Consider the following 10,975-nt stretch of genomic DNA (forward strand, 5'->3'; position numbering starts at 1 on the left):
GCGTCACGCCCCGGTGCAGTACCGGATGGCGATGGCCGACTTCTGCGGCGCGTCGCCCGCCGCGACCGACTGGCTCGACACAGGGTTGCCCGCCACGGTCTTGCAGCCGGGATCGCCTTCCACGCTCACCTGCAGGGCGAGGCCCTGCAGGGTCGTGCTCGCCACGTCGAGCGCCTGACCCGATACGTCGGGAACGCTCACGAGGCCGGTCGAGATGACCAGATTGATCGAATCTCCCACGAAACTCGCCGTGCCCGCGGCCGGGTCGGTGCGGATGACGGTGTCGGTCGGAGCCGTGGCGGAGTTCTCCTTGGTCGTGGAACCGACCGTCAATCCGAGCGTCGTGAGGGCTGTCGAGGCATCGGCGGCGGGCTGCCCCCCGACATCCGGAATCGAGACGGTCTGCTTGCCGAGCGACACGTAGACGTCGATCATCAGATCGGAGCTCTGGTTCAGCACGGTTCCGGGCTCGGGATCGGTACGGATCACTCGCCCCTCGGGAACGTCGGGGTCGAAAACGTCTTGCCTGGCCGTGACGAGCCCGAGCTGTTGCAGCGTGCTGTCTGCCGAGTCGAAGGTCTGCCCGGCCACGGTGGGCACCGTGATCGAGTTGTCGGGGACGATCGTGGTCGGCTGAAGGGTGAAGATCCAGAAGACGATGGCGACGATGATGACGGCGACGCTCGCGATGCCGGCCCAGATCCACACGACGGGGGGCCTGGACTGCGTGCGCACCGCGTAGTCGTCGTCGCCCGCCAGCTGCGTGAGCGCCGAATCGGACGTGGCCGTGAGGCTCGGCGGAGCGCCGAAGAGCGACGACTGGAAGTCTTCGACCGGGGGTCGCTTCGACGGGATCTTGCCGGCGCCCGCGATCTGAAGGTCGGTGCGGAACTCGGCCGAGGACTGGAAGCGGGAGAAGCGGTCTTTGGTGAGCGCGTGCAGGACGACCCGGTCGATGGCAGGCGAGATGTTGTGGTTGATCGATGACGGAACCGGAGGGGTCTCGCTGACGTGCTGGTAGGCCACGGCTACCGGGGTGTCTCCTCGGAAGGGAGCCTGTCCGGTGAGCAGCTCGAACAGCACGACGCCGGTGGAGTACAGGTCGGTGCGTGCGTCGACGGATTCGCCGCGCGCCTGCTCGGGAGAGAAGTACTGTGCGGTTCCCAGAATCGCGGTGGTCTGGGCGACGGTCGCCGACGAGTCGGAGATCGCTCGCGCGATTCCGAAGTCCATGACCTTCACCTGACCCGACGTGGTCAGCATGATGTTTCCGGGCTTGATGTCGCGGTGAACGACGCCGGCCCGGTGCGAGTACTCGAGAGCGGTGAGGATGCCCTCGGTGATGCGGATGGCCTCGGCCGGAGCGACGGGACCCTCTTTGATGATGTCCTTCAGAAGACGTCCTTCGACGTACTCCATCACGATGAACGGAACGACACCTTCGAAGCCGCCGGGCTCGCGCACCTTCTCTTCGCCCGCGTCGAACACGCGCACGATCGTGGGGTGCGCCATGCGCGACGCCGCCTGGGCCTCCTGCTTGAAGCGGGTGCGGAAGACGGGATCGCTCGCCAAGGAGGAGCGCAGGAGCTTGATCGCAACCTGACGCCCGAGGCGCTCGTCTCGTCCTGAGTAGACATTGGCCATTCCCCCACGGCCGATGACTTCTCCGATTCGATACCGCCCGGCAAGCAGGCGATGTTCATCGGTCACAGTGGTACTCCATGGTCGGTGTAAGGGGGTTCTCAGTCTAGGTGCATGGGAATCGCAGATCGTCAGTCGTTCGTTCCGGCTCCGCCCGGGGCCGTGGTCGATCCTGCGACGGCGGTGAGGCTGAGGGCCGGCGAGGCGGGGGACACGATGCCGGAGCAGGTGACGGTGTACGCGACGGTGACGGGGCCCGGGGCCGTGGCCTGGAGCGTCGCCTGCGTGCCGATGCCGGGCTCCGAGAGTACGGTGGCGTTCGTGGCCACGATCGAGTACGCGTCGAGGCTCGTACCCGACGGGCAGCTGTACGCGCTCCACGAGACGGTGAACGATCCGGTGGCTGCCGGAACCTGATTGGCCGGAAGCGGCGTGGGTGCGTCGACGCTGCCGAGCTTGGGCGCCGTGGTGGGCGCGTTCACCGTGGGCAGGGGGCCGTAGACGGTGAGTTCGATCGTGGTGCCGCGCTGGACGTTTCCGACAGGGTTGACCTTGTAGACCGTTCCCACCTGCTCGGCCGTGGTGGCCGCGTTTCCCGTGACGCTCGACGCGCTGAGGTCGAAGTTCAGCGCCACGAGAATGGCCGCTGCATCATCGAACGACTTGCCGAGGAGCTCGCTCTCGGGGATGGCGACCGTCGTCGCGGTCGGCGTGGTGGTGGGCGTCGGAGTCGGCGTCGGAGTCTTCGATGGCGTCGAGGCGGGCGTCGTCGAGGTGGTCGCCGGCACGTCGTTCGAGCCGTTCTGACCGATCACGAGCGCGGTGATCGTGCCGCCGAGCACGAGCACGAGGATCGCGATGAGAACGATGAGCGGCCAGGTCCAGGGACTGCGCTTCTTCTTCTTGTCGCCGGACTGCTCGGCGCCGTCGTCTATCGGGGGCAGCAGTGCATCGCCCGCGCCGGCCGCGCCGATCACGGTCGTGGCCTGCGTCGACCCGTAGGGAACGGTGCTGGCGGTGGGCATCAGGCTGGTGGCCTGCGTCTGCGGGGCAGGACGGCCGCCCAGGATGGCGGGAACTGCAGCGGCCGCCGCCGCGATGTCGCCGCGGCGCAGCGCCGTGGCGGCGCGCGCGAGGTTGGCCGTCGACGACGGACGGTCTTCGGGCTTCTTGGCGATGCACGAGAGAACGAGGTTGCGCACCGGTTCTGCGACCGTGACGGGCAGGTCAGGCGGAGTCTCGTTGATCTGGGCCATGGCGATCGCGACCTGCGATTCGCCGGTGAACGGGCGCTTGCCCGCGAGGCACTCGTAGGCGACGATTCCGAGCGAGTAGACATCGGTGGTCGGCGACGCCGACTGGCCGGACGCCTGCTCGGGCGACAGGTACTGCACCGTTCCCATGACCTGGCCGGTCGCGGTGAGCGGAACCTGGTCGGCGATGCGCGCGATTCCGAAGTCGGTGATCTTGACTCGGCCGTCGGGCGTGATCAGCAGGTTGCCCGGCTTGATGTCGCGGTGCACGAGGCCGGCAGCGTGGGCGGCCTGAAGGGCCGACGCGGTCTGCGCGACGATGTCGAGTACGCGGTCGGTCGAGAGAACGTGCTCCCGCTCGAGGATGGTGGAGAGCGCTTCGCCGGGAACGAGTTCCATGACGAGGTAGGCGCTGCCCTCCTCTTCTCCGTAGTCGAAGACGTTGGCGATGCCCTCGTGGTTCACGAGTGCGGCGTGGCGCGCCTCTGCTCGGAAGCGCTCGAGGAACCCGGGATCTCCCAGGTATTCGTCTTTGAGGATCTTGATCGCGACGGTTCGACCGATGACCAGGTCGGTGGCCTGCCAGACCTCGCCCATGCCTCCGATCGCAATGCGGCTGGACAGTTCGTAGCGTCCCCCGAAGGTGAGCCCTGCTGTGGGTCTCATTTACTCAGCACCGCCTCAAGTACTCGTTTTGCTATCGGCGCGGCGATGGTGTTCCCCGAGCCGGATTGGTCTTCGCCTCCGCCGTCCTCCACCACTACCGCGATGGCCACCCGAGGGTTGTCTGCGGGGGCGAAACCGGTGAACCAGAGAGTGTACGGATCGTCTTCACCGTTCTCTGCCGTGCCTGTCTTACCGGCCACGCTGACCCCGTCTATTCTTGCATTAGTAGCCGCGCCATTCTCGACGGCGGACACCATGAACTGCGAAAGTGTCGAAGATGTTGTAGAGCTGATCGGCTCGGCGAACACCTCCGGTTCGAACTGCTGCAGCACCGTCAGATCGGGCGCCGTTATCGAGTCGACCAGGTTCGGTTTCATGATGGTTCCTTTGTTGGCGACGGCGGCTGAGAACATCGCGACCTGCAGGGGCGTGACCCTGTCTTCGTCTTGACCGAACGCGGCCAGCGCGAGCTTGTCGTCGGTCATGGGCGAGCGGATGGTGCTGGGCTGCACGGCCATCGGGATGTCGAGTTCCTTGTCGAATCCGAAGGCCTTCGCCTTGTCGACGAGGGTGCTGTCGCCCATCTGCACGCCGAACTCGGCCATGGGGATGTTGCACGAGAGAACGAACGCCGTCTCGAGGGAGACCGTGTCTCCGCCGCCGCAGGTACCGCCGCCGGCATTCGAGACGGTGTTGGTCGATCCGGGAAGGGGGAACCGCGAGAGGTTCGGCTGGGTGTCGGTGGCCGCGATGCCGCTCTCGAGGGCGGCCGACGAGGTGACGATCTTGAACGTCGATCCCGGCGGGTAGAGGTTGCCGTCGATCGAGCGGTTGATGAGGGGATCGCCCGGTGCGTCGATCAACGAGTCGTAGGCGTCGATCACCGCCTGGGTGTCATGCACGGCGAGGGTGTTGGGGTCGAAGGTGGGCTTCGAGACCATGGCGAGGATGCGCCCGGTCGACGGCTCGATCGCGACGACCGTTCCCTTGTAGTCGCCCAGGGCATCCCAGGCCGCCTGCTGAACCACGGGGTCGATCGTGAGTTCGACGGATGCGCCCTTGGGCTTCTGCCCCGTGATGATGCTGTTGATGCGGGCGAGGAACTGCGAGTCGGCCGTGCCCGAGAGGTAGTCGCCCAGGGACTGCTCGATTCCCGTCGAACCCTGGCCCAGCGTGTAGTAGCCGGTGACCTGGCTGTACAGCGGCCCGTTCGTGTAGGTGCGCTGGAACTTGTAGTCGTCGTCGACGGGCACAGACATGGCGATCGGCTGGCCGTCGACCAGGATCGGGCCGCGCTCGGCGTCGTAGCTTGCGTAGAGGGCGCGCGTGTTGCGGGTGTCGGCGGCGAGGGCATCCGTCTGAAAGAACTGGATGCTCGTGGTCGCCACGAAGAGAGCGGCGAACATCAGCAGAACGACGATCGCGACGCGTTTGAGTTCTTTGCTCATCGGACTAGATCACCAGCCTTGGCTGGTTGCGGACTGTGTCCGACAGGCGCAGGAGCAGCGCCACGATGATCCAGTTGGCCATGAGCGACGATCCGCCCGAGGCGAGGAACGGCGTCGTGAGGCCGGTCAGCGGGATCACCCGGGTCACTCCGCCGATGACGACGAAGCACTGCAGGGCGATCACGAACGACAGGCCCACGCCGAGAAGCCGGCCGAAGTCGTCGTGGCCTGCGAAGCTGATGCGCAGGCCTCGCGCGATGAGCAGCAGGTAGAGGCAGAGGATCGCGAACAGGCCGGCGAGTCCCAGCTCCTCTCCGATGGCCGAGATGATGAAGTCGCTCTGGGCCAGAGGAGTGATGTCGGGTCGGCCCCGGCCGAGTCCGGTGCCGATGAGCCCGCCGTTGGCGAGTCCGAAGATGCCCTGCACGAGCTGGAAGCTGCCGCCGACGTCGTCGTAGTTCTTCTGGCTGAACGGGTCGAGCCAGGCGTTGAAGCGATCGTTGACGTAGGTGAGGGTCTGGCTCGCGACGACGGCGCCGGCGAGGAAGAGCCCGCCGCCGAGCAGGATCCAGCTCGTGCGGCCGGTTGCGACGTAGAGCATCACCACGAACAGTCCGAAGTAGAGAAGGGCCGTGCCCAGATCTCGCTGGAACACGATGACCGACATCGAGAGCGCCCAGATCACGATGATGGGTCCCAGGTCGCGTGCCCGTGGGAACCGCACGCCGAGCACCTTGCGGCCCACGAGCGACAGGGTGTCGCGGCGCTGCACGAGGAACCCGGCGAAGAAGATGGCGAGGAGGATCTTCGCGATCTCGCCGGGCTGGAACGAGAACGGACCGATGTGGATCCACACGCGGGCGCCGAAGATCTCCTGCCCGATGCCGGGAAGCATGGGCAGCAGCAGCAGGACGAACGCCGCGAACATGAAGACGTAGGTGTAGCGCTGAAGCACGCGGTGGTTGCGGATGATGACGACGACCGCGATGGCGCACACCAGGGCGATGGCGCTCCACACGACCTGTCTGATGGCGGTCGAGTCCCACCCCGTGTCGCCGTTGATGAGGTCGACGTGATAGATCACGGCGATGCCGATTCCGTTGAGGATCGCGGCGACGGGCAGGATGAACGGATCGGCGTTCGGGGCGACGTAGCGCAGGGCGATGTGCATCGCGATCACGAGAACCGAGAGGCTCGCGCCCAGCGTGATCACCGTGGAGTCGACGGTGCCGATCGCGCCGAGCTGAACGAGCACGACGGCGGATGCGTTGATGCCGCAGGCGATGACCAGCAGGAACAGTTCGAGGTTGCGGAGTTTCTGGGGCACGCGGATGCGACGGATGCCGCGACCGGCATCCGGAACGATCGGCGACGACTCGATCACGGGGCTCGATGCATTGAGATCAGCCAACGGGGGCCGCCGGGGCGTCGGGCGTCGGTGAGGGAGACGGCGTGGGTGTGGGTGTGGGTGTCGACGTCGATTCGGGCTCGACCGCGGCGCCGAGGCGTTTGACGATCTCGAGGGCGGCCTTCACCGAGTCGGCGCTGATGGTGTCGCGCACCTGCTCCTGTGTGTAGGCGGGCAGGTCGTCGAGCTGGATGTCGGTGGTCTGGTAGACCTCGGACAGCGCGATCGGGCCGATGGTCTGCTGCACGCCGTGGAAGATCGCGACCTGGCCGTCGACGTCGCCGACGTAGTAGCGCGTCTGCGTCCACCGGTAGCCGGCGATGGCGCCCGCGGCGATGGCGAGGACGATGACGAGTGCGCCGGCGAGCCAGGCGGTCTTCCGTCGGCGGGAGCGGCGACGGTTCTCTTCGATGAGCTCGTCGAGGTAGTCCTCGGACTCGGGTTCGAAGTGGCTGGGGTCCGCCGGACCTCGCGGGTGCAGGCGCAGGCCGGGCAGGCGCGACACGCGGCGACCCAGCGTGCCCTCGAAGGCCACGGGCTTGGATGCGGAGCCGACGGTGACGGGTTCGACACCGTGCTCGTCGAACGAGGAGCTGATGTCGACCACCACGATGGTGACGTTGTCGGGCGCCCCTCCGTCGAGTGCCTGCTTGACGAGTTCGGAGACGACCTCGGCGGGAGACATCTCGCTGGCGAGGGCTTCGGAGATGTGATCGTTGTCGACCACGCCCGTGAGGCCGTCGGAGCAGATCAGCCATCTGTCGCCGGGACGGGTGTCCATGACCTGCAGGTCGACATCCGGTGTCGAATCGACGTCGCCCAGCACCCGCATCAGAACCGATCGGCGGGGGTGCGTCTTCGCCTCCTCTGCTGTGATGCGGCCCGAGTCGACGAGCCGCTGCACGAAGGTGTGGTCTGCGGTGATCTGGGTGAGGGTGCCGTCGCGAAAACGGTAGACGCGCGAGTCGCCGATGTGGGCGAGGGCGACGCTCTGGCCCACGCGCACGAGGGCAGAGAGGGTGGTGCCCATTCCGGTGAGTTCGGGATGCTCGAATACGGTCTCGGCGAGGATCGCATTGGCTGCGACGATCGCCTCCTGCAGGGCGAACTCGGCGTCGACGGCGGAGCTGTACTCACCGTCGATCTCGCGCAGCCGTGTGATGGCCAGGGCGGATGCGACATCGCCGCCCGCATGGCCGCCCATGCCGTCGGCCACCGCGAACAGGGACTGCCCGGCGAACCCCGAGTCCTGATTGTTCGAGCGGATCTTGCCGACATGGGAGATGGCGGCGCTCGATGTGACGAGGGCCATCCCCTAGCGCCGCAACTCGAAGCTGGTCGCGCCGATCTTGATGGGCGTATTGAGGGGAACGTTCACCGGGGAGGTGACGCGTTTGCCGTCGAGGAAGGTTCCATTCGTGGAGTCGAGGTCCTGCAGCATCCACTCCTCGTTCCACACCATGAGGCGGGCGTGGTGCGTGGAGGTGTAGTCGTCGCGGATGACGACGCTCGAGTCCGTGGAGCGGCCGATGGTGAGGGGCATGGTTCCGAGGGGTATCTCCGTGCCGCTCTTCGTGCCCGAGGTGATGACGAGACGGGCGGCGTTGCCGGTCGTGGCGCGGGGGTGGGTTCCGGCGGAGGAGCCCTCGAGGGGGGTGAAGGTGGGAACCTTCGACTGGGGAACAGGTGCCTGCTGGCGGGGAGGGGTGTTGGTGCTGACGGCGGCGGCCGGGGCCGCATTGGGGAAGTTGCCTGCGCTCGCGGCCTGCGCATCCGGCAGTTTCTTGACCCGGCGACCGAAGAGGTCGCTGCGCATGGCGTAGACCACCACGAAGACGAAGATCCAGAGCAGGGCGAGGAACGCGAACTGCAGGATCAGGAGGGTGAGTTCACTCAACTCTGGTCCCTCCAGAAACCGCCCGGGTCGTGCCGGGGGCGGTCGGGGCGGGGTGGCAGCGGTCGCTGTTCGCGGAACTGCTCCGGAGGCCTGGCCTGGCGCTGCGTGCGCAGGTCGGAGTACTGGTCGACGCTGGCCGACTGCGCGAGAACGCGGAACACGATGCGCGTGCGGCCGATCTGGATGACCGACTCGGGCTCGAGCGGGGCCTTCGACACCGCGACTCCGTTAAGCTGCGATCCGTTGGTGGAGCCGAGGTCTTTGACCAGGGCCCGCTTGCCGTCCCACAGGATCTCGACGTGTTTTCGGGAGGTGCCGGGATCGTCGATGGTGATGTCGGCATCCGACCCGCGGCCGATGACGGTGCGCGACGAGGTGATGGGGTAGCGCTTGCCGGCCACGTCGAGCACCGGGGTCCAGGTGACCTCGCCGGCCGCGTTGGCCGACTCGATCTGCACGAGACCGTCGGTGAGGCGGGCATTCTGCACGAGCTCCATCGAGATGCCGCCGGCGAACTGGTAGCCCTGCTGCTTGGCGTGGGTCTGGACGAACTGGATGAGGTCGTCGTTCAGCGTGGGGCCGAGGGCCATCATGCGCTGGTAGTCGTTCGGGCCCACGATGACACGGAAGGAGTTGGGCACGAGGATGCGGTCGCGGGAGATGACGGCCGCCTTGGTGTCGAGCTCGCGACGCAGGGCGGAGGTGATCTCGACCGGTGCCAGCCCCGAGCGGAAGGTCTTGGCGAAGGCGCCGTTGACGGCGCGCTCGAGACCCTTCTCGAAGTTGTCCAGCAGTCCCACGTGTCTCCCAATTTCTGCGCGCGCGCCACGGCCCGGGCGGCGTGGCTCAGGTAGATGTTACTTGTGTTGCGTGAAAATCCACCCAGTGCGCGGTCTGTGCGTGTTATCGCGTGATTCTCGTACCTCTTAACCACGGCGTGGTCGACGGGCGCTCTACATCCTCGTTCCCTGAGCTTGTCGAAGGGAATCGGGAGGAGATTTCGACATCCGACCCCGTATTCAGCTCGGATGTGCAAATCTCCTCCCGTTCCGTCGGTCAGAGGAAGGAGCAGCGCGTTTCAAGACCACCTTCCTTCCTCGAATTCCCCCGCGCCGCCCCTTCGTGCTAATCTCTCTAAGTTCGCGCGAGTGGCGGAATTGGCAGACGCGCTGGCTTCAGGTGCCAGTGCTCGAAAGGGCGTGGGGGTTCAAGTCCCCCCTCGCGCACGCGAACGAATGAAGGCCGGATCGGGAGAAATCCCGGTCCGGCCTTCGTCTTCTCGTGACCTCCTGTTCAGGGCCTAATTCAGCTTTCTGTAGTCCGTGAATACGGCGATGCCATCGGTCACGATGACCCGCCCGTATACATTCATGGTCGTGAAGGTCCAGGTCAGCCGTTGAGTGCTGGCGCCCACGGAGGCGTCCGCCTCGAGGGTGAACCGCCCGTCGTTGTAGGAATCAACGGTCCAACCGAGGCCATCCCAGTCGCCGATCCGGGTGGTGGGGAGGGCCTGTTGCTGCCACGTGACGTTGCTATACATTGCACCTGGATCGATGCTCGGATTGAAGGTGCAGCCCACCGGCACCATGACACCTTGCGCGAGGCATCCATCGAAGTACGAAGCAACTGCGTTCTGGGCGAGTGCCTCGCCGACGGCGTTCAACTGAGCATGCAGAGATGCCCGCCCGGCCTGCTCCGCGTCCTCGCCCGTGATCGCGGCAATCGAGGCTGTCGCTGGAGCGACGTCGTAGTACACATTGACGGTGGTGCTGCCGATCTCATAGTCGCCCGGAAAAGCAGGCAGTGTCAGACCCTGTCTTTCGGGACCGGTCGAGCCCACGGGTCCGATCTTGCCGAGGTCCTCACCGTTCACCATCATGTCCTGCACGTCTGGACCGAACACCGCGACGCGAACGGATGCCAGCCCGACGTTCTCGAATCGCCACACGTCGACGAGGCCGAACTCTTTCGATGAGGAGGCGAGCTGAATTCTCTGCTCCGTTGTGGTGGACGCCTGTCTGATCTTCACCGGCCCGACGGCCCGACCTGCGGAGTACTCGACGGTGCCTATGGCGAAATCCGAGACGCGGTTGGATGCGGCGGCGTAGGTCTCGTCGGTCAGCAGACGCGTGTCGAGACCGTCCTCGACACCGCCGGACAAGCTCACGGCCTCCTCGATTCGGCCGTCGACGACAAGGCGAAGGTAGTCGGCGACGAGTCGATCAGGCGCGAGTCTCTGCTTCTCATACAGAAGACCGGCCGAGATTCCTCCAGCGAGCAGAGCAAGCAGGGACATGGCGCCGACGATCCACACCCACCAATAGCGCCGAGTTGCTCGATTGCCCGAATGGCGGGCAGGTTCGTCGATATGTGCCGTGGACATAGTCGTCTCCTTGTAGACGGCGAATCCCCCCCGGATACGTGTCAGCACGCCAGTGCCAGCTAAGCCAGCGGATATCTATCCGCCGACCACATGAGTGATTCTCAGTCCCCATAACAGCTCCTAAATTGGGATGCAAACATTTTTCTCTTTTTCTGGCTGATTGTGATCTGATTCACAGTTAAGCCCTAAGCTAACGGAACGCACGCCAGCATTTCTGGCCCTTATCACTCGGAGTGCCTCATTTTGCTGCGACGTTTCCGCGCCTCATTCGGTTCACGC

Annotated in this window: 8 protein-coding genes and 1 tRNA gene; 1 reads left to right on the forward strand and 8 read right to left on the reverse strand. The window is 65.8% G+C overall.

All coding sequences use genetic code 11. From position 1 onward, the window contains the following. Nucleotides 1-3 precede the first annotated feature (3 nt). From pknB to QCD70_RS09875, 7 genes are all read right to left on the reverse strand, one after another. Nucleotides 4-1,710, reverse strand: coding sequence for a Stk1 family PASTA domain-containing Ser/Thr kinase (pknB, locus tag QCD70_RS09845; protein ID WP_301215623.1), 1,707 nt, complete (start codon nt 1,708-1,710; stop codon nt 4-6). 62 nt (nt 1,711-1,772) lie between these two features. After that, nucleotides 1,773-3,560 carry a protein kinase domain-containing protein gene (locus QCD70_RS09850; RefSeq protein WP_301215625.1) on the reverse strand — a complete coding sequence of 596 codons (1,788 nt, stop codon included), beginning with the start codon at nt 3,558-3,560 and terminating at the stop codon, nt 1,773-1,775. After that, on the reverse strand, nt 3,557-5,008 hold the full coding sequence (locus QCD70_RS09855; RefSeq protein ID WP_301215627.1) for a peptidoglycan D,D-transpeptidase FtsI family protein: 1,452 nt from the start codon (nt 5,006-5,008) through the stop codon (nt 3,557-3,559). The genes QCD70_RS09850 and QCD70_RS09855 overlap by 4 nt, the downstream gene beginning before the upstream one ends. Before the next feature lie 4 nt (nt 5,009-5,012). Next, a complete protein-coding gene (locus QCD70_RS09860; protein WP_301215840.1) occupies nt 5,013-6,389 on the reverse strand; it encodes an FtsW/RodA/SpoVE family cell cycle protein in 1,377 nt (458 codons plus the stop codon). Nucleotides 6,390-6,411: 22 nt separating this feature from the next. After that, complete coding sequence (locus QCD70_RS09865; RefSeq protein WP_301215629.1) at nt 6,412-7,728, reverse strand: PP2C family serine/threonine-protein phosphatase; 1,317 nt, start codon at nt 7,726-7,728, stop codon at nt 6,412-6,414. 3 nt (nt 7,729-7,731) lie between these two features. Beyond that, on the reverse strand, nt 7,732-8,313 hold the full coding sequence (locus tag QCD70_RS09870; protein ID WP_301215631.1) for an FHA domain-containing protein FhaB/FipA: 582 nt from the start codon (nt 8,311-8,313) through the stop codon (nt 7,732-7,734). Next, on the reverse strand, nt 8,310-9,113 hold the full coding sequence (locus QCD70_RS09875; protein WP_301215633.1) for an FhaA domain-containing protein: 804 nt from the start codon (nt 9,111-9,113) through the stop codon (nt 8,310-8,312). The genes QCD70_RS09870 and QCD70_RS09875 overlap by 4 nt, the downstream gene beginning before the upstream one ends. A 342-nt stretch (nt 9,114-9,455) precedes the next feature. On the opposite strand from QCD70_RS09875, the gene QCD70_RS09880 reads away from it, so the two are divergent. Beyond that, nucleotides 9,456-9,539, forward strand: a tRNA-Leu gene (locus QCD70_RS09880). A gap of 74 nt (nt 9,540-9,613) precedes the next feature. Here QCD70_RS09880 and QCD70_RS09885 read toward each other — a convergent pair. Then, on the reverse strand, nt 9,614-10,696 hold the full coding sequence (locus QCD70_RS09885; RefSeq protein ID WP_301215636.1) for a hypothetical protein: 1,083 nt from the start codon (nt 10,694-10,696) through the stop codon (nt 9,614-9,616). Nucleotides 10,697-10,975 lie beyond the last annotated feature (279 nt).

It is taken from the genome of Agreia sp. PsM10, assembly GCF_030433855.1.
Lineage (GTDB): Bacteria > Actinomycetota > Actinomycetes > Actinomycetales > Microbacteriaceae > Agreia.

Excerpts from the sequence above, each read along its gene's own strand:
- QCD70_RS09855 (WP_301215627.1), bottom strand. The coding sequence starts at position 5,008 with ATGAGCAAAGAACTCAAACGCGTCGCGATCGTCGTTCTGCTGATGTTC.
- QCD70_RS09885 (WP_301215636.1), bottom strand. The coding sequence starts at position 10,696 with ATGTCCACGGCACATATCGACGAACCTGCCCGCCATTCGGGCAATCGA.
- QCD70_RS09865 (WP_301215629.1), bottom strand. The coding sequence starts at position 7,728 with ATGGCCCTCGTCACATCGAGCGCCGCCATCTCCCATGTCGGCAAGATC.
- QCD70_RS09850 (WP_301215625.1), bottom strand. The coding sequence starts at position 3,560 with ATGAGACCCACAGCAGGGCTCACCTTCGGGGGACGCTACGAACTGTCC.